Source organism: Thermomonospora curvata DSM 43183, from assembly GCF_000024385.1.
Classification (GTDB): domain Bacteria; phylum Actinomycetota; class Actinomycetes; order Streptosporangiales; family Streptosporangiaceae; genus Thermomonospora; species Thermomonospora curvata.
Genome location: NC_013510.1, coordinates 4,022,796 through 4,041,666, shown reverse-complemented (window position 1 = coordinate 4,041,666; position 18,871 = coordinate 4,022,796). Strand labels below are relative to the sequence as shown.

Genomic DNA, 18,871 nt, shown 5'->3' with positions numbered 1-18,871 from the left:
TTCATCCCCGCCGCCGCGCCTTCGACGAGCGCCGGCCGCTCCCCATCCGCCGCACCGCCAGGACCGGTCACAACCCCCGAATCAGGCGCGTCCCGCTGATCGGGATCGTCGCGGCGGCCTTGACAAGGCGCTGGTTACGTTCCCGGCAAGTCACCTGCGAAGGACTGAGAGACCTATGACCACGGAGCTGACCTACGAGTCGACGTTGCGCGAACTCGCCACCGACCAAGGGGTGCTGCGTTACCACGAGGCGGGCGAGGGACCGCCGCTGCTGCTGTTGCACGGCTCCGGGCCGGGCGTCACCGGCTGGCGCAACTTCCGCGGCAACCTGCCGGTGCTGGCCGAGCACTTCCGCTGCCTGGTGCTGGAGTTCCCCGGCTTCGGGGTCAGCGACCCGACCGACCAGCACCCCATGCTGGCCGCCACCGGCGCGGTGCTCCGCTTCCTGGACGGGCTGGGCCTGCAGCAGGTGGACGTGATCGGCAACTCCATGGGCGGCATCGTCGGCACCCAGGTGGCGCTGGCCCACCCCGACCGGGTGCGCCGGCTGGTCACCATCGGCGGCATGGGCCGCAACATCTTCAGTCCTTCGCCCGGCGAGGGCATCAAGCTGCTGATGGAGTTCACCGACGAGCCCAGCCGCGAGAAGCTGATCCGCTGGCTGCACTCCATGGTCTACGACCCCAAGATCATCACCGAGGAGATGATCGAGGAGCGCTGGCAGCAGGCCACCGACCCCGACACGCTGGCCGCCGCCCGCCGCATGTACGGCAGCAAGGCCTTCGCCGCCAACGCCAAGGCCCAGGCCGCCTCCGACACCCCGCCCTACTGGGCGATGCTGCACAAGCTCAAGGCCAAGACCCTGATCACCTGGGGGCGTGACGACCGGGTCAGCCCCGTGGACATGGCGCTGCTGCCGATGCGCGCCATCCCCGACGTCGAAGTGCACATCTTCCCCAACTGCGGCCACTGGGTGATGATCGAGCAGAAGGAGGCCTGGGAGAGCGTGGTGCTGGCCTTCCTGACCCGCAAGGACGCCGCATGAGCGCCGCGGGCAACGGCTGGGACGCCGAATACGACCTGGTCATCGTCGGCAGCGGCGGAGGCGGCATGGCCGCCGCGCTCACCGCCCACGACGAGGGACTCAAGCCCCTGATCGTGGAGAAGGGCAAAAAGTACGGCGGCAGCACCGGCATCTCCGGCGGCGGCATCTGGATCCCCAACAACCCCACGCTGCGCGCCAAGGGCCACAACGACAGCCGCGAGTCCATCCTGCGCTACCTGGAGCAGCTCACCCAGGGCCGCGTGCCCAGGGCGCGCCTGGAGGCGTTCGTGGACAACGGCCCGGCCGCGATGGAGGTGCTCGAAAAGAGCAAGTGGGTCAAGTTCTTCTGGACCAAGGGCTACTCCGACTACCACCCCGAGCTGGAGGGCGGGCGCCCGATGGGACGCTCCATCGAGGCCAAGCCCTTCGACACCCGCAAGCTGGGGGAGGACGAAAAGTACCAGCGGCCCAACAACCTCAAAGGCCCCCTCGGCCTGTGGATCACCGCCAAGGACTACCGCGACCTGGCCATGGCCAAGCGCACCTGGCGGGGCCGCAAGGCCTCCCTGGTGGCCGCCTGGCGGGTCTCCTCCAACCTGATCCTGCGCCGCCACATGGCCACCGGCGGGCGCGCCCTGGTCGCCCGGCTGCGCATGGCGCTCAAGGACGCCGGCATCCCGCTGTGGCTGCAGACCCGCATGACCGACCTGATCACCGACGAGCGCGGCGCCGTCGTCGGGATCGAGGTCGAACGGGAGGGCAAGACGCTGCGGCTGCGCGGCCGCTACGGCGTGCTGCTGGCCACCGGCGGCTTTGAGCACAACAACGAGATGCGCGCCAAGTACCTGCCCGAGGGCGCCCGGGAGAACTACGCCATGGGCGCCCGGGAGAACACCGGCGACGGCATCCAGGCCGGGATCAAGCTCGGCGCCGCGCTGGACCTGATGGACGACGCCTGGTGGATGCCGGCGCTGCGGCACCCGGCCGGCGCGGTCATCCCGCTGCTGTCGGAACGGGCCATCCCCCGGCAGGTCATCGTCTCCCCGCAAGGGAAGCGCTTCACCAACGAGTCGGCCCCGTACGTCAACTTCGTCCACGACCAGCTCGCCGGCGGCCACATCCCCGCCTGGCTGGTGATGGACGCCAAGGCCCGCGCCCGCTACCCGTTCGCGCAGATCCTGCCGGGCGCGCCGATCCCCAAGAGCTTCTTTGAGGCGGGGATCGCCTTCAAGGCCGACACCCTCACCGAACTGGCTGAGAAGATCGGCGTCCCGGCCGACGCGCTGAACGAGACCGTCACCACCTTCAACGGCTACGCCCGCACCGGCAAGGACCCCGAATTCGGCCGCGGCGACAGCGCCTACGACCGCTACTACGGCGACCCCAACCTCAAGAACCCCAACCTGGACGTGATCGACACCCCGCCCTACTACGCCTTCCGGCTGGAGATCGGCGACCTGGGCACCAAGGGCGGGCTGGTCTGCGACGAGCACAGCCGGGTGCTGCGCGAGGACGGCTCGGTGATCGAAGGGCTGTACGCCACGGGGAACACCTCCGCCTCGGTGATGGGCAACGAGTACGCCGGTCCCGGCGCCACCATCGGCCCGTCCATCGTGTTCGGCTACATCGCCGCCCGGCACGCCGCCGCCCGCGCCCGCCGGGAGGACCAGCGGTGAGCCGGGCCGGATCGCTGAAGGTGCGCGTCGTCGAGGTCGTCCGCGAGACCGCCGAGGCGCACACGCTCGTCCTGGAACCCGCCGAGGGGGACCGGGAGCGCTTCGCCTACCGGCCCGGCCAGTTCCTGACCATCCGGGTGCCCGCACCCGACGGCTGGGCGGCGCGCTGCTACTCGCTGTGCAGCTCGCCGCTCACCGACGAGCACCTGAAGGTGACCGTCAAACGGGTCGCCGGCGGGCTGGGGTCCAACTGGATCTGCGACAACGTCACCGCCGGGGACGTGCTGGAGGTGCTGCGTCCCGCCGGGACCTTCACCCCCTCCTCGCTGCAGGAGGACCTGCTGCTGATCGCCGGCGGCAGCGGCATCACCCCCATCATGTCGATCCTGAAATCCTGCCTGGCCGCGGGCGGCGGGAAGGTGACCCTGCTGTATGCCAACCGGGACGAACGCTCGGTCATCTTCGCCGGTGAGCTGCGCGCCCTCGCCGAGGCGCACGGTGAGCGGCTGACGGTCCTCCACTGGCTGGAGTCGGTGCAGGGCCTGCCCACCGCGGCCGGCCTGCGCGCGCTGCTGCGGCCCTACACCGACCGCGACGCCTTCATCTGCGGGCCGGCCGCGTTCATGGACCTGGCGACCGAGGCGCTGACCGGTCTGGGCGTGCCCGCCGGGCGGGTGCATGTGGAGAAGTACTTCTCGCTGGCCGGCGACCCGTTCGAGGCGGCCGGCGAGGACGCCATCTCAGACGGGGACAGCGGTGCGGCGGGTGAGGAGGACGCCGCCACCGTGGAGGTCGAAATCGACGGCGAGAGGCGGACCGTGCCCTGGCCCCGCTCCGAACGCCTGCTCGACGTGCTGCTGCGCGCCGGAGTGGACGCGCCGTTCTCCTGCCGTGAGGGCTCGTGCGCGGCATGCGCCTGCGTGGTCCTGGAAGGGGAGGCGTCCATGGACGTCAACACCGTCCTGGATGAGCGGGACCTCGCCGACGGCCTCATCCTCGCCTGTCAGGCGAGGCCGGTCAGCGACCGGCTGAAGGTCACCTACGACGGCTAACGACATCACGGGAGAGTGGGCGATGGCCAAGCGCGTGCTAGACGCGATCATGGAACACGCCGAGGAGATCCGCGAACTCGGCCCCGTCAACGAGCGGCTCGGCAAGCTCGACGACAAGGCCGCCAAGATCCTGCGCGACGCGGGGATGATGCGGATGCTGCAGCCGGCGACCTACGGCGGCATGGAGGCGCACCCCCGCGAGTTCGCCGAGACGGTGATGGGCATCGCCGCCCTGGACGGCTCCACCGGCTGGGTCGCCGGCATCGTCGGCCTGCACGCCTGGGAGATGGCCCTGGCCGACCCGCGCGTGCAAGAAGAGGTCTGGGGCGACAACCAGGACACCTGGATCGCCTCCCCGTACGCGCCGCTGGGCATCGCCCGCCCGGTCGACGGAGGCTACATCTTCAACGGCCGCTGGCAGTTCTCCTCCGGCACCGACCACTGCGACTGGATCTTCCTGGGCGGCATGCTCGGCGACGCCGACGGCAACATCGCCCAGCCGCCGACCTCGCTGCACCTGATCCTGCCCCGCTCCGACTACGAGATCGTCGAGGGCACCTGGGACGTGGTGGGCCTGTCGGGCACCGGCAGCAAGGACATCATCGTCCGCGACGCCTTCGTCCCCGAGTACCGGGTGCTGAAGTACCACGACGTGATCGAGGGCATCCAGGCCGAGCGGGCCGGGCTGACCAACCCGCTCTACCACGTGCCGTTCACCGCGATCTTCCCGCTGGGCATCTCCTCGGCGGTGATCGGCATCACCGAGGGCGCGCTCGCCGCCCACCTGGCCTACCAGCGCAGCCGGGTGCAGATCACCGGCACCAAGGTCAAGGACGACCCGTACGTGCTGTACGCCATCAGCGAGGCCGCCGAGGAGATCGCCGCCTCCCGCATCACGATGCTGGACTACATCTCCCGGCTGTATGACAAGGTCGCCGCCGGCAAGAAGATCACCTTCGCCGAGCGCGCCGCGGCCCGCCGCACCCAGGTCCGCTCGGCCTGGCGCGCGGTGCGGGCGATGAACGAGATCGTGCTGCGCTCCGGCGGCAACGGCATGCGCATGGACAACCCCATCCAGCGGTTCTGGCGGGACGCCCACATGGGGTTGGTGCACGCCATCCACGTGCCCGGCGCCGTCTACCACGTCTCCGCCCTGACCGACATGGACATCGAGCCCCCGCTGGGCCCGATCCGCTCCATGATCTGAAAACCCGCGCCGGCCCCGGCGCCACCGGACGGGGCCTTCGCCATGAGGACTCTCCCGGACCGGCCCCTCGACCGGCCCGGGACCGTCCCGTTTGCGGCCGGTTCGTGACGGCCTCAGTCCCAGGTGGGGAGCATGCCCTCCGGGTAGCGGGCGCCGAAGCCGCCGTTGGGCAGGATCTCGGCGATGCGCTCCAGGTCGGCCCGGCTCAAGACGAGGTCGGCGGCGGCGACGTTCTCCTCCAGGCGCTTGGGGCTGCGGGTGCCGGGGATCGGCACGACGTCCTCACCCCGGGTCAGCAGCCAGGCCAGCGCCAGCTGGGCGACGGTGGCGCCCTTGGCCGCGGCCAGCTCGGCCAGGGCGCGCGTGGCCTCCAGGTTCTTTTCGTAGTTGCCGGGCTGGAAGCGCGGGTCCCAGTGGCGGAAGTCGGAGGGGTCGTACTCGGGGCCGGGCTTGGCCGACCCGGTCAAAAAGCCCCGGCCCAGCGGTGAGTAGGCCACGAACCCGATCCCCAGCTCGCGCAGGACGGGGAACAGGGCCTCCACGTCGCGTTCGAACAGCGAGTACTCGGTCTGCAGCGCCGACACCGGGCAGACGGCGTGCGCCCGGCGGATGGTGTTCTCACCCGCCTCGCTCAGCCCGAAGTAGCGGACCTTGCCGGCCTCGATCAGCTCCCCGACGGTCCCGGCCACCTCCTCGATCGGCACATCGGGATCGACCCGGTGCTGGTAGAGCAGGTCGATGACGTCGGTGCCCAGGTGGCGCAGGCTGTTGTCGACGACCTGGCGGATGCGCTCGGGACGGCTGTCCAGCCCGCTGGGACGCGTGCCGGTGAAGTCGAACCCGAACTTGGTGGCGATGACCACCTCGTCGCGGACCGGGGCCAGCGCGGCCCCCACGATCCGTTCGTTGGCGCCCTGCCCGTACAGCTCGGCCGTGTCGAAGAACGTCACCCCCAGCTCGTGGGCCCGGCGGATGGTGGCCTCGCCTTCCTTTTCGTCCGAGGGGCCGTAGGCGATGGAAATGCCCATCGCGCCGTACCCCAGCTCCGACACCACCAGCCCCTGCCGGCCGAGAGCCCGCTGTCGCATGTCCGCTTCCCTTCACCGCGCCTGTCCTGCCCGCTGATGTTAGAGACCCTTGATGTGCCCGCCTCACGCGAGATCTCCCGGAAAGAACGGGTACCGTCCGCGCTCGGGCAGGGGGCGGCGGGGGCTCCGTGGGATCGGGCACGGGCGGATGGGGGCTTGCGGCCGGGAGGGTCGCCGCCCACGGCGGGCCGGCCGGGCCGCGATCTTTTTCCGGGGACGGATTCCGCGTCACCGTCCTGCATGGGCGTTGCCGCATCACAGGAGTTCATCACCAGGTACGACGAGGTGGGCAACGAACCGGCCGCCGGTGTGCGCGCCGTCTCCACCACGCTGGAGGAGTTCGCCCGCGAAAGCGCCTTGGGCGGCGCGGCGTCCCCGGTCCGGGACTCTCACTGAGCGGGAGGACGGGCGCGGCGAGCAGGCGGTTTTGAGAGCTTGAGCACTGGCGGCCGGAGGCTCGACCGCGACATCGAAGATGGATCGAGGACGCACAGTGACGTTGATCCGAGGACTTGGCTATGTGAAGGTCCAGACGCGCCACATCGAACGCTGGCGCGAACTGGCGATCGAAGGACTCGGCTTCGCCGAGGGCTCCGGACCGGACCCGGACGGGCTGTACCTGCGCATGGACGAGCGCCGCTACCGCCTGGCGGTGCTGCCCGGCGACGCCGACCGGGTGCTGGCCGTCGGCTGGGAGGTGCGCGACCAGTACGCGCTGGCCGCGGTCCGCGAGGCGGTGGAGAAGTCCGGCACGGACGTGACCGTGCTGTCGCCCAAGGAGGCCGCCGAGCGGGACGTCGAGCAGGCCATCGCCTTCAAGGACCCCTCCGGCACCCCCGTGGAGGTGTTCTTCGGCCCCGTCCTGGACCACAGCCCGCTGCGCACCCCGCTGGCCCACAGGTTCGTCACCGGCCCGCTGGGCATGGGCCACGTGGTGCTGCCCACCCCCCGCGCCGAGGAGCTGACGAACTGGTACTGCGAGGTCCTCGGGTTCCTGCCGCGCGGTGCCATGAAGGTCAGCGCCGCCACCCCCGAGCGTCCGTTGCGCGTCCGCTTCCTCGGCGTCAACCAGCGCCACCACAGCCTGGCCATCGCCCCCGCCCCGCACGACGGCGACCCGGGCCTGGTGCACATCATGGTGGAGGTCGAGGACCTGGACACCGTCGGCCGGGCGCTGGACAACGTCACCCGGCTGGGCTTTTCGATCTCCTCCACCCTGGGCCGCCACACCAACGACAAGATGGTCTCCTTCTACGTGCGCGCCCCGGGCGGCTGGGACATCGAGTACGGCACCGACGGCATGCTCGTCGACGAGACGTACTACACCGCCGAAGAGATCACCCGCGACAGCTACTGGGGCCACGACTGGTCGGGCTCTGAGCCGCTGGCCGCGTTCATCCCCCCGACCAAGTGATGCCGATGAGCTCTGTGGAACCGATCGGCGTCCGCGAAGTCGGCGCCTTCGACCACGAGTGCGACGTGCTGGTGGTCGGGTTCGGCTGCGCGGGCGCCGCGGCCGCCTTCGAGGCGGCCAGTGCGGGCGTGAGCGTGCTGGTGCTGGAGAAGGCCGGCGGCCCCGGCGGGGCGTCGGCCATGTCCGGCGGGGAGCTGTACCTGGGCGGCGGCACCGAGATCCAGAAGGCGTGCGGGTTCGACGACGACCCCGACAACATGTACGCCTACCTGGAGGCGGCGCTCGGCCCGCACGTCGATGCCGCCAAGCTGCGGCTGTACTGCGATGAGAGCGTGGAGCACTTCGAGTGGTTCCGCGCCCGCGGCCTGACGTTCAACCCCAGCCTGTTCGACGCCCCCACCTGGATGCCCTACACCGAGGACGGGCTGATGTGGCTGGGGGAGAACGCCTGGCCCTACAACACCATCGCCCGTCCAGTCCCGCGCGGCCACCGCCCGGCGGCCAAGGGCTTCGGCGGCCGGCTGCTGATGGAGAAGCTGACGGCCGCCGCCACCGCCGCCGGCGCCGTCACCCACGCCGACACCGCCGCCACCAATTTGGTGCTGGACGACGACGGCCGGGTGGCCGGGGTGGTGGCGCGCAAGTACGGCGAGCGGGTCACCTACCGGGCGCGCAAGGCGGTCATCCTCACCACCGGCGGTTTCGTCGACAACGACGAGATGCTCGCCCACCACGCCCCGGTGCTGCTGGGCCACGACAAGGTCAGCGACGGCAACAGCGACGGCTCCGGCATCCGCATGGCCACCGCCATCGGCGCCGCCACCCGCCGCATGAGCGTGGTGGAGGCCGCGCTGACCGCGCTGCCGGCCGTGGTGGTCCGCGGCATGCTGGTGGACGCCCTCGGCCGCCGGTTCATCAACGAGGACGTCTACCCGGGCCTCTACAGCCACCGAGCGCTGCTGCACCAGCCCGCCCCCTACTGGTCGATCATCGACGAGGAGGGCTTCGAATCCATCCCCGAGTCCGAGCGGTGGGGGGTGCGGCCCAAGTACGCCGCCGAGACCGCCGCCGAGCTCGGCGAGGAACTGGGCATGCCGCCCGGCGCGCTGGAGACCACCATCGAGATCTACAACCGGCACGCCGAAAAGGGCGAGGACCCCTACTTCCACAAGGACCCCAAGTGGCTGCGCCCGCTGCGGGGCCCGCTGGCGGCGATCGACCCGGCCGAGGGCTTCTTCCCCGGTGAGCGGGACCGCGGCAGCAAGGGCACCGGGGTCAACGGGTTCACCCTCGGCGGGCTGCACACCAACGTGGACGGCCAGGTCCTCAACAACTCCGGCGAGCCCATCGCCGGCTTGTACGCGGCGGGCCGGGCCTCCTCCGGCATCCACGGCGAGGGCTATGTCAGCGGCACGTCGCTGGGCGACGGCACGTTCTTCGGCCGCCGCGCCGGACGCGCCGCAGCGGGAGAGGACTGAGGCGTGAAATGAAATACGCCGTCCTGGCCCCCGTCGCGGCGGGCGTGACGGCCGACCCGCAGTGGATCGGCCGTTACGCCCGCCACGCGGAGGCCTGCGGGTTCGAATCCATCAGCGTGGTGGAGCACACCGTCGTCGCCGCCGGCTACACCAGCACCTACCCCTACGACGCCTCCGGGCGCATGGACCTGGCCGACGACCTGGACATCCCCGACCCGCTGGACCTGCTGGCCTTCCTGGCCGGCTGCACCGGCCGGATCGGGCTGGCCACCGGCGTGCTGGTGCTGCCCAACCACCACCCGGTGGTGCTGGCCAAACGGGCCGCCACCGTGGACCGGCTCTCGGGCGGGCGGCTGCGGCTGACCGTGGGCATGGGCTGGATGCGCGAAGAGGTCGAGGCCTGCGGCGCCGACTTCGCCACCCGGGGCCGCCGCGCCGACGAGCAGATCCAGGTCATGCGCAAGCTGTGGGCCGACACCGCGCCGCACGGCGCCGACCACGAGGGGGAGTTCTTCCGTTTCAAGAACGCGATGAGCTACCCCAAGCCGGCCCGGGCCGGCGGCGTGCCGATCCACATCGGCGGGCACAGCCGCGCCGCGGCGCGGCGGGCCGGCCGGCACGGCGACGGCATCCAGCCGCTCGGCGTGACCGGGGAGGCGCTGCGCGACCTGCTGAAACTGATGCGCGAGGAGGCCGAGCTGGCCGGACGCGACCCGGACGCCCTGGAGGTGACGCTGGGCCACTCGCTGGCCCGGATCACCCCCGAGAAGGCGCAGAGACTGGCCGAGCTGGGCGCCGACCGGATCGTCCTGCAGCCGACCCCCACGCGCGACCTGGAGCGGGCGCTGGAGGAGCTGTCGGCGTGCGCGCAGCGGCTCGGGCTGACCGCCCCATGAGGCTGAGCACCGGCGACCGGGTCGAGCTGGCCGACCTGGTCGCCCGCTACGCCCTGCATGTGGACCGGCGGGACCTGGCCGCCCTGGCGGGCCTGTTCACCGACGACGCCGTGCTGGTCCTGCCCGACCCGCCCGAACGGATGGGGCCGGTGCTGGTCCACCGCGGCTGGGAGGAGATCGCCCGCGTGATGTCGTCCCTGGAGGTCTTCCCGGTGACGATGCACGCCCTGGCCGGTCAGGTGTTCGACCCCGGCCCCGAGCCGGGCACCGCCACCGGCTCGGTGGCCTGCACCGCCTGCCACCTGTCGGAACGGGACGGGACGGTCGTGAACCTGGCGTGGCACCTGCGCTACGCCGACATCTACCGCCGCCAGGGCGGCGCCTGGCGGATCGCCCGCCGCGAACTCCACCTGGAGTGGATCGAGACCCGCCCCGTCCGCCGGTGGCGCGGCGATTCGCGGTGAGAGCGCAAGAGGAGGGGAGAGGACATGACGGCGGGCAGGGCGCTGACCGACGACGGCCCCGAGCACCCGGTCACCTTCGCCGAGCTGGTCGCGGCCAGGGCCGACGACGACCGCACGGGCCTGTGCTATGAGGACCGCACCTGGAGCTGGCGCGAGGTGATCGCCGAGGCCCGGCTGCGCGCCGGCCTGGCCCGCTCGCTGCGCCGCTCCGACGGCCCCTGGCATGTGGGCCTGTTCCTGGAGAACGGCCCCGAGCACCTGTTCTGGATGCTGGGCGCCGCGCTGGCCGGGATCCCGGTGGTGGAGCTGAACCCCACCCGGCGCGGCGCGGAACTGGCCCGCGACATCACCCACACCGACTGCGGTGTGCTGGTCACCGAGACCGAACGGGCCGTGCTGCTGGACGGGCTGGTCCCCGGCATCCCCCGGCTGGTCACCGACACCGACGCCTACGCCGAGAAACTCGCCGACGCTCGCCCGCTGCCCGCCGGCGGCCCCCCGATCGACCCCAAGACGATCTTCTCGCTGGTCTTCACCTCCGGGACGACCTCGGCGCCCAAGGCCGTCATCTGCAGCCAGGGCCGGCTCGGCCGCATCGCCGTCCAGCAGGCCCAGCGCCGCAACCTGACCGCCGAGGATGTGTTCTACGTCGTCATGCCGATGTTCCACTCCAACGCGATCATGGCGGGCATCGCCCCGGCGGTGCGCACCGGCGGGCGGCTGGTGCTGCGGCGCAAGTTCTCCGCCTCCGGCTTCCTGCCGGACGTCCGCCGCTACGGGGTGACGTTCTTCAACTACGTCGGCAAGCCCCTCAGCTACATCCTGGCCACCCCCGAGAAACCCGACGACGCCGACAACCCGCTGCGCATCGCCTTCGGCAACGAGGCCGCCCCGCGCGACATCGCCGCCTTCGCCCGCCGCTTCGGCTGCACCGTCATCGACTCCTACGGCTCCAGCGAAGGGGAGATCCGCATCGTCCGCGTGCCCGGCACCCCGCCCGGCTCGCTGGGCGTGGCCGACGAGGGCGTCATCGTGGTGAACCCCGAGACCGGCGAGGAGTGCCCGCGCGCCCGCTTCGATGAGAACGGCACGCTGCTCAACCCGGATGAGGCCATCGGCGAGATCGTCGACACCAAGGGCGCCGCCAAGTTCGAGGGCTACTACAACAACCCCGAGGCCACCGCCAAGAGGATCCGGGGCGGCTGGGTGTGGTCCGGCGACCTGGCCTACCGCGACGCCGAGGGCTTTTGGTACTTCGCCGGCCGCGACAGCGACTGGCTGCGGGTGGACGGGGAGAACTTCGCCGCCGCCCCCGTGGAACGCCTGCTGGCCCGCCACGAGGCGTTCTTGGAGGTGGCGGTCTACGCCGTCCCGGACGAACGCGTCGGCGACCAGGTCATGGCGGCGGTGGTGCCGGCCCCCGGCCGCACCTTCGACCCGGCCGCCTTCACCGCCTTCCTGCACGCCCAGCCCGACCTGGGCACCAAGTGGGCGCCCCGCTACGTCCGCATCATGACCGAACTGCCCCGCACCCCCACCAACAAGGTCATCAAACGCCCCCTGCGGGCCGAGGCCTGGCACACCACCGACCCCGTCTACCGGCGAATCGGCAAGACCTACGACTACGAACTCATGCCCCGCTGAACGCCCGCGGCTGAAGTGACGCCGCTCCGGCGCGTGCCGTCTGCCCCATCGTGAGGCGGGGACGCTTCCACACTCGGCGGCAAGGCAGACGGCCGGCGTGAGCGGTGTGCGCGACCGCGAAAAGCAGCCGTCCCGGCCCGACCCGCGACGCTTCACCCGGCGGGAATACCGCGAGCACCTGGAGGCCGGGCGCCGGATCGGGCCCGGTGAACCGGCCGGCCGCTCATTGAGCCTCAGAGCGCCGCGGGGCGGGGGCGGCCGCCCCCGCCCCGCGGGCGGGGGTCACTTGGCCGGGGGAAGCATGCGCTGCATGGCCGCGTGGGCTCCGGCGACCAGCTTGGCGCGGGGGAAGCCGCTGCGCTTGACGGCGGCCTCATAGTTGCCGCCGGCGACCCAGACCGGGCCGTCGGACAGGTGCTCCAGGCCCTCGCGGGCCACATCGTCGGGGTCGGCGACGTTCAGGCCCGGGATGTCCATGTTCAACCCGGCGCGTTCCATCGCCGGGGTGCGGGTGACGCCCAGCACCAGCTCCAGCACGTCCACCCCGTGGTCGCGCAGCTCCAGCCACAGGCCCTCGGCGAAGACGCGGCTGAAGGCCTTGGCGGCGGAGTAGACGCTGATCTGCGCCTGGCCCATGTAGCCGGCCAGGGAGCCGACCAGGATGATGCCGCCGCGGCCCCGCTGCTTCATCAGCGCGCCGAAGTGGTGGGTCAGCGACAGCTGGGCGGTGATGTTGAGGGCGATGACGTCCTGGAAGCGGTCCAGGTCGCCGGTGACGAACTCGTGCCCGTAGCTGTTGGCGCCCGCGTTGAAGATCAGCAGCCCGACCTCCAGGTCGTCGGTGACCTCGCGGATCGCCTTGAGCGGGTCGGGGGAGACCAGGTCCAGCTCCAGGGTGCGCACCTGCACCCCCTTGGCCCGCACCTGCTCGGCGGTCTCGGCCAGCGGGCCGGGCTTGCGGGCGATCAGCACCAGGTTCACGCCCGCGTCGGCCAGGCGGTGGGCGAAGCGGGCGCCGACCCCTTCCGAGCCTCCGGCGATCACGGCCCAGGGCCCGTAACGGTCCTTGTCGATCATCACTGTCCTTCTTTGTCCGGCGTCGGGACCGGGCGGCGCCGTGCGCTGCCCGCCGTCCTCAAGCGGAAACCTCGAGCGGAACTCGAACAGAAGCGGTGCAGGCCGGTCGCGGGCGCCTGCACCGAGCCTTTTCAAGCACGGGGGGGCCGGGGCGATATCCGAGGCCCGCCGGTCACGGCATCGTCCCCGACCGCGACGCACCCCGCGGGCGATCTGCGGGAACGGCGCATTGAAAAAGGCTCACCGGTTGGGAGGGCACCGCCGGCGGTGCCGGTCTCGAAAGGGGAGGCCGGGCCGCTGCGGCGATCTTCAAAAGGCCCGGCCGCGTGCGGCGGGGCCGCGCCGAAGTCCCGCCCTCGGCGCTCGCGGCGGCGCAGGCCTTGAAGAGGCGTCTGCCGGGACGCCCCCGCGGCGTTCACCGGGCCGCGGGCTCGGGCCTCGCCGGCGACATCAGGGCATGCCAAAGGAACACCGGTGCCGAACCCGGCGGTGATCCCCCGCCCGGGTCCGGCTCTGCGACCCGGCGGGCGACGTCCCTCCCCGTCCCGTCGCCCGCTCCGGACATCGGCACCGGCCGGCGCGCGTCACTCCTCGACGATCTTGATGGCGCCGTTCAGCGCGGCCTCCTGGATCGCCGACATCAGCGCCGGGCACGTGTTCCAGCGGTCCTCGGCCAGGCTCGGGCAGGCCGAGGCGGCCTCGGCGTTCCACTGGATGCTGGTCTGCTGCCAGCTGGCCTTGCGCACCAGCACCTCGCCGTCGCACCGCCGGCAGCGCACCGGCTGCATCGGCACGCCGTCCAGCAGGCGGTTGTCCTCGCGGATCCTCACGCCGGCTGCCCCTGCGCGGCGGCCTTCTGGCGAGCCAGGTTCTCCTCGGCCTCGCGGGTCCATGCCTCCACCGGACGGGTGGTGTCGATCTCGTACTCGAACCGGTCGGTCATCTCCGGGGTGACGTCGGCGACGTCCACGTAGAACTGCTGGTACCAGCGGCGCAGCTGGTAGACCGGGCCGTCCTCCTCGCACAGCAGGGGGTTGTCGATGCGGGCCTTGTGCCGCCAGATCTCGATGTCCTGCTCAAAGCCCTTGAGGATGAAGCGCGACAGCCGCTGGGCGACCTTCTCGGCGGCGTCCCCCTTCAGCTTGGGGTGGCGCTGCACGATGATCCCCGAGTGCAGCACGAAGGAGTTCTGGTCGATCGGGTAGTGCGAGTTGATCAGCACCGACTCCAGGTCGAAGCCCTCATAGTGGTAGGTCAGCTCGTCGATCATGAACGACGGCCCGTAGTAGGACGCCACCGAGGTGTTGCCGAGCATCTTGTTGCCGTCGGCGTCGGGCTTGGCGATGTCCGGGCGGCTCTTGCCCTTCATGATCTGGGTGGCGATGTGGCCTTCGAAGATGTTCTTGAAGTAGACCGGGAAGGAGTAGTGCACGTAGAAGAAGTGCGCCATGTCGACGACGTTGTCGATGATCTCCCGGCAGTTGGTGTGGACGATCGTCTCCGTCCACAGCCAGTCGGTCCAGTCCTCCTGCCCGACGCCCTTGATGCGGGGGATGGTGACCTCCGGAGGAGGCGGGTTGCCCTCCGGGTCGTTCCAGATGAACAGCAGCTTGTCCTGCTCCATCGTGGGCCAGGCGGCGGTGCGGGCGCGCAGCGGGACCCGCCGGGAGTAGGGGATCTTCTTGCAGCGGCCGTCGCCGCCCCAGCGCCAGTCGTGGAAGGGGCAGGCGATCTCGTTGCCCTTGACGGTGCCCTTGGACAGGTCGCCGCCCAGGTGCCGGCAGTAGGCGTCCAGCACGTTGATCTTGCCGTCCTCACCGCAGAACACCACGAGCTTCTGCCCGAAGGCGTTGACGGTGTGCGGCTTGCCGTCCTTGAACTTCTCAGCGAGACCCAGGCAGTGCCATCCCCGGGCGTAGCGGTCGGGAATCGCCTCCGCCTCGATGACGCGGATCGCGTCGGACTCGGTCGCGGTCACGTGGATCATCCCTTCAAAGGGCGGATTGCTTCGAACTGCACGCTATGCCGCAGGTCACGTCACAGACCGCGCAGTCTCATTGGCCGGGACGCCACCGCCCGCCGACCGGCGCGGGCGTGGTCTGCTGCATCGCGGACGTGAGCACGACAGGGAGCAGCAGATGAGCAACGAGGTCCTGGAGGCGGTGCGCGGGCTGTTGCCACAGATCGCTGAACGGGCCCGGTCCGTCGACGAAAAGGGACGCATTCCGGCCGAGACGATCCGGGAACTGACCGAGGCCGGGGTGTTCCGGCTGCTGCAGCCGTCCCGGCACGGGGGCCTGGAGAGCGACCCGGTGGACTTCTACCGGGCGGTCCGCATGATCTCCGGCGCCTGCGGCTCCACCGGCTGGGTCACCGGGGTGCTGGGCGTGCACGCCTGGCATCTGGGCATGTTCCCCGACGAGGCCCAGCGGGAGGTGTGGAGCAACGGCCCGGACACGCTGATCTCCTCCTCGTATGCCCCGATAGGCCGGCTCACCCCGGTGGAGGGCGGCTATGAGGTGACCGGGCGCTGGGGCTTCTCCTCCGGCTGCGAGTTCGCCGACTGGGCGCTGCTGGGCGCCCTGGTGGTGGGCGCCGAGGGCCGTCCGGTGGACTTCATGACCATCCTGCTGCCCCGCCGGGACTATGAGATCCGCCAGGTGTGGGACGCCACCGGGCTGCGCGGCACCGCCAGCGACGACATCGTGGTGAAGGGGGCGTTCGTCCCCGAGCACCGGGTGATGCGCAACTACGACATGGCCCGGCTGCGCGCCCCCGGCAGCAAGGTCAACACCGGCCCGCTGTTCCGCATGCCGTTCGGCACGCTCTTCACCACCACCATCACCTCCAGCGTGATCGGCATCGTGGCCGGCTGCTATGCGCACTACGTGGAGTCCATGCGCGACCGCATCCGCCTCAGCCTGGGCGGCGGCCGGTTCGTGGAGGACCCGTTCGCCCAGGTCGCGGTGGGCCGTGCCGCCTCGGAGATCGACGCGGCGGTGCTGCAGACCGAGCGCAACGTCCGCGAGATGTACGCCCACGCCGTCGCGGGCGAGAAGATCCCCATGGAGCTGCGCCTGCGGGCCCGCCGCGACCAGGTCCGCGGCACCGAACGCGCCATCGAGGCCATCGACATCCTGTTCAAGACCGCCGGCGGCAACTCCCTGCACCGCGGTCACGTCATCGAACGCGCCTGGCGGGACGCCCACGCCGGCAGCGTGCACGTGGCCAACGACCCCGAACGCGCCCTGGCCATGTACGGCCGCGGCGAGTTCGGCCTGAAGATCGAAGACAACCTGCTCTAGGCGCCCGCGGGGACCTCTCCCCGCGGGCGCGCTCTCCGGAGCGGGCGTCTTAGGCCTCGACTTCGACGTAGTTCATCAGGTCCGCCTCGATCCCGGCGGTGCGGAAGAACTCGGCGGGCTGGAAGCCGATCTGCCGGTGGGCCTGCTCGACGGCCGTCCGCGCGGCGGCCAGGTCGTCGGCGGAGGCCCACTTGACGATCGTGACCGCGTTGAAACGGCCGGGGCCGGAGTGCCGTTCCAGCAGCACCTCCTCCAGGAAGCCCGGCTGCTCGCGCAGCACCGCATGGGTTCGCCGGACGTTGCGCCAGAACTCCTCGCGCGCCTGGTCGGGGACGATGAACTTGTCCACCCGGTACACCGCGGACATCTGAGCCTCCCGTCGTTCATGGACGTACCGGGACGCTAAAACCTCGACTTCGCTTGAGGTCAAATCGCCGTCCGCACGGCCCCGGACGGGCGCGCCGCCGCGTTGGCGGCCGGGCAGGACGGGTATGGAGAAAACCCGCCCCGGCCGCAGGCCGTCGCGCCCGGGTCGCAGGGGTGTGTTCGCGCGTCTTGGCCGTCCCGTCCCGAAAGGCGCGGCGGGCGCGTCGGGGAAGCGCCCGTTGCACAGCCGAAAAGGAGCCCGGGATGGGAGCGTATGCGAAGGCCTACGAGCAGAGCCTGGCGGATCCGGAGCGGTTCTGGCTGGATGCGGCCGGCCTGATCGACTGGGACGTCTTCCCCGAGCGGGCGCTGGACGATGCCAACGCCCCGTTCTACCGCTGGTTCCCCGGCGGGCGGCTGAACACCTCCTACAACGCCCTGGACCGGCACATCGAGCGCGGCGCCGGCGACCGCACCGCGCTGATCTGGGACTCGGCGATGGAACCCGCCCAGCGCCGCTACACCTACCGGCGGCTGCGCGATGAGGTCGCCCGGGCGGCCGGGGCGCTGGCCGGGCTCGGCGTCGGCGAGGGCGACCGGGTCATCGTCTACATGCCGATGGTGCCCGAGGCCGTCATCACCATGCTGGCCTGCGCGCGGATCGGCGCGGTGCACTCGGTGGTCTTCGGCGGGTTCGCGCCCCGGGAGCTGGCGGTGCGCATCGACGACGCCCGCCCCAAAGTGGTCGTCACCGCCTCCTGTGGCATCGAGCCGACCCGCGTGGTGCCCTACAAGCCGATCCTCGACCAGGCCCTGGACATGGCCGCCCACCGTCCCGACCACGTCCTGCTGCTGCAGCGCGACCGGCAGCGCGCCGAGCTGGGACCCGGCGAACTGGACTGGGCCGACGTCGTCCCGGGCGCCGCCCCCGCCGACCCGGTGCCGGTGGACTCCACCGACCCGCTCTACATCCTCTACACCTCGGGGACGACCGGTAAGCCCAAGGGCGTGCTGCGCACCAACGGCGACCACGCGGTGGCGCTGGCCTGGTCGATGGGGGCGATCTACGACATCGGCGCCGGCGATGTGTGGTGGACGGCCTCCGACGTCGGCTGGGTCGTCGGCCACAGCTACATCGTCTACGGGCCGCTGCTGGTCGGCGCGACCACCGTGATGTACGAGGGTAAACCGGTCGGCACCCCGGATGCGGGCGCGTTCTGGCGAGTGATCTCCGAGTACGGCGTCAAGAAGCTGTTCGCCGCCCCCACTGCTCTGCGGATCATCAAGAAGGTCGATCCCGACGGCGCCGAACTGGCCAAATATGACCTCGGCTCGCTGAGCGGGGTGTTCATGGCCGGGGAGCGGCTGGACCCGGAGACCTGGCAGTGGGCCACCGAGAAGCTCGGCGTCCCGGTGATCGACCACTGGTGGCAGACCGAGACCGGCTGGGCCATCGCCGCCAACCCCCAGGGCCTGGAGCCGATGCCGGTCAAGCCCGGCTCGGCCACCGTGCCCATGCCCGGCTGGGACGTGCGGATCGTGGACGCCACGGGCGCGGAGCTGCCACCCGGGCAGGAGGGCGAGATCGTCATCAAGCTGCCGCTGCCCCCCGGCGCGCTGGCCACGCTGTGGGGCGACGACGAGCGTTTCCTCGACTCCTACCTGAGCCGGCACGAGGGCTACTACACCACCGGCGACTCCGGCTACCGCGACGAGGACGGCTACCTGTTCGTCATGGGCCGCGTCGACGACGTCATCAACGTGGCCGGCCACCGACTGTCCACCGGCGCCATGGAGGCCGCCCTGGCCGCCCACCCCGCCGTCGCCGAGTGCGCGGTGATCGGCGTCCCCGACCCGGTCAAGGGTCAGATCCCCTACGGCCTGGTGGTGCTGAAGGCCGGCGCCGAGGTCGCCGAGGACGAGCTGCGCGCCGAGCTGATCGCCGCCGTCCGCCGCGAGGTGGGCCCGGTGGCCGCCTTCCGGGACGTGGCCGTGGTGCCCGCGCTGCCCAAGACCCGCTCCGGCAAGATCCTCCGCAAGACCATGCGCGGCCTGGCCGCCGGGCGGGAGGAGCCGGTCCCGCCCACCATCGAGGACCCCGCCGTCCTGGAGGCCATCAAGCCCTTGCTGCGGCTGCACGAGTGACCTTCGCGCGCGGC

Annotated in this window: 17 protein-coding genes; 12 read left to right on the top strand and 5 right to left on the bottom strand. The window is 71.3% G+C overall.

What is annotated here, in order from left to right; all coding sequences use genetic code 11:
* Positions 1 to 175: 175 nt before the first annotated feature.
* From TCUR_RS17345 to TCUR_RS17330, 4 genes are read left to right on the top strand one after another with little or no spacing between them, the layout of a single operon-like run.
* Positions 176 to 1,045 (top strand): alpha/beta fold hydrolase, encoded by an 870-nt coding sequence (locus TCUR_RS17345; RefSeq protein ID WP_012853842.1) that lies wholly within the window; start codon positions 176 to 178, stop codon positions 1,043 to 1,045.
* On the top strand, positions 1,042 to 2,721 hold the full coding sequence (locus tag TCUR_RS17340; protein ID WP_012853841.1) for an FAD-binding protein: 1,680 nt from the start codon (positions 1,042 to 1,044) through the stop codon (positions 2,719 to 2,721). Before TCUR_RS17345 ends, TCUR_RS17340 begins: the two co-directional genes overlap by 4 nt.
* A complete protein-coding gene (locus TCUR_RS17335) occupies positions 2,718 to 3,773 on the top strand; it encodes a ferredoxin--NADP reductase (RefSeq protein ID WP_012853840.1) in 1,056 nt (351 codons plus the stop codon). The genes TCUR_RS17340 and TCUR_RS17335 overlap by 4 nt, the downstream gene beginning before the upstream one ends.
* Positions 3,774 to 3,795: 22 nt before the next feature.
* Positions 3,796 to 4,980 carry an acyl-CoA dehydrogenase family protein gene (locus tag TCUR_RS17330; RefSeq protein ID WP_012853839.1) on the top strand — a complete coding sequence of 395 codons (1,185 nt, stop codon included), beginning with the start codon at positions 3,796 to 3,798 and terminating at the stop codon, positions 4,978 to 4,980.
* Positions 4,981 to 5,093: 113 nt separating this feature from the next.
* On the opposite strand, the gene TCUR_RS17325 is transcribed toward TCUR_RS17330, so the two are convergent.
* The gene (locus TCUR_RS17325; protein ID WP_012853838.1) at positions 5,094 to 6,068 is read right to left on the bottom strand and encodes an aldo/keto reductase; all 975 of its coding nucleotides are present in this window, start codon (positions 6,066 to 6,068) and stop codon (positions 5,094 to 5,096) included.
* Positions 6,069 to 6,308: 240 nt separating this feature from the next.
* Here TCUR_RS17325 and TCUR_RS27155 point away from each other — a divergent pair, with 240 nt between their 5' ends.
* The 6 genes from TCUR_RS27155 (at position 6,309) to TCUR_RS17300 (ending at position 11,964) form a co-directional block, all read left to right on the top strand.
* A complete protein-coding gene (locus TCUR_RS27155; protein ID WP_012853837.1) occupies positions 6,309 to 6,464 on the top strand; it encodes a hypothetical protein in 156 nt (51 codons plus the stop codon).
* A 124-nt stretch (positions 6,465 to 6,588) separates the two neighbouring features.
* Entirely contained in the window at positions 6,589 to 7,482 is an 894-nt protein-coding gene (locus TCUR_RS17320) for a VOC family protein (RefSeq protein ID WP_217265422.1), read from the top strand.
* Between the two features lie 5 nt (positions 7,483 to 7,487).
* Positions 7,488 to 8,960, top strand: coding sequence for an FAD-dependent oxidoreductase (locus tag TCUR_RS17315; RefSeq protein WP_041439946.1), 1,473 nt, complete (start codon positions 7,488 to 7,490; stop codon positions 8,958 to 8,960).
* Between the two features lie 8 nt (positions 8,961 to 8,968).
* Complete coding sequence (locus TCUR_RS17310) at positions 8,969 to 9,856, top strand: LLM class F420-dependent oxidoreductase (protein WP_012853834.1); 888 nt, start codon at positions 8,969 to 8,971, stop codon at positions 9,854 to 9,856.
* Positions 9,853 to 10,320: a nuclear transport factor 2 family protein gene (locus TCUR_RS17305; RefSeq protein ID WP_012853833.1), complete on the top strand. Its 468-nt coding sequence runs from the start codon at positions 9,853 to 9,855 to the stop codon at positions 10,318 to 10,320. The genes TCUR_RS17310 and TCUR_RS17305 overlap by 4 nt, the downstream gene beginning before the upstream one ends.
* Before the next feature lie 24 nt (positions 10,321 to 10,344).
* Positions 10,345 to 11,964, top strand: a complete 1,620-nt coding sequence (locus TCUR_RS17300; protein WP_012853832.1) for an AMP-binding protein — start codon at positions 10,345 to 10,347, stop codon at positions 11,962 to 11,964.
* 282 nt (positions 11,965 to 12,246) lie between these two features.
* Here TCUR_RS17300 and TCUR_RS17295 read toward each other — a convergent pair whose 3' ends face one another.
* The 3 genes from TCUR_RS17295 to TCUR_RS17285 form a co-directional block, all read right to left on the bottom strand.
* Positions 12,247 to 13,041 (bottom strand): SDR family NAD(P)-dependent oxidoreductase, encoded by a 795-nt coding sequence (locus TCUR_RS17295; RefSeq protein ID WP_012853831.1) that lies wholly within the window; start codon positions 13,039 to 13,041, stop codon positions 12,247 to 12,249.
* A gap of 584 nt (positions 13,042 to 13,625) precedes the next feature.
* Entirely contained in the window at positions 13,626 to 13,871 is a 246-nt protein-coding gene (locus TCUR_RS17290) for a hypothetical protein (protein WP_012853830.1), read from the bottom strand.
* Entirely contained in the window at positions 13,868 to 15,028 is a 1,161-nt protein-coding gene (locus TCUR_RS17285) for a 3-ketosteroid-9-alpha-monooxygenase, oxygenase component (protein ID WP_012853829.1), read from the bottom strand. Before TCUR_RS17285 ends, TCUR_RS17290 begins: the two co-directional genes overlap by 4 nt.
* Before the next feature lie 151 nt (positions 15,029 to 15,179).
* Between TCUR_RS17285 and hsaA the strand changes: the two genes are divergently transcribed.
* Entirely contained in the window at positions 15,180 to 16,346 is a 1,167-nt protein-coding gene (hsaA, locus tag TCUR_RS17280; RefSeq protein WP_012853828.1) for a 3-hydroxy-9,10-secoandrosta-1,3,5(10)-triene-9,17-dione monooxygenase oxygenase subunit, read from the top strand.
* A gap of 49 nt (positions 16,347 to 16,395) precedes the next feature.
* Here the strand turns inward: hsaA and TCUR_RS17275 are convergent, their stop codons facing one another.
* A complete protein-coding gene (locus TCUR_RS17275) occupies positions 16,396 to 16,713 on the bottom strand; it encodes an antibiotic biosynthesis monooxygenase family protein (RefSeq protein WP_012853827.1) in 318 nt (105 codons plus the stop codon).
* 173 nt (positions 16,714 to 16,886) lie between these two features.
* Between TCUR_RS17275 and TCUR_RS17270 the strand changes: the two genes are divergently transcribed.
* On the top strand, positions 16,887 to 18,857 hold the full coding sequence (locus TCUR_RS17270; RefSeq protein WP_281054995.1) for an acetate--CoA ligase: 1,971 nt from the start codon (positions 16,887 to 16,889) through the stop codon (positions 18,855 to 18,857).
* The last annotated feature ends 14 nt before the right edge of the window (positions 18,858 to 18,871 follow it).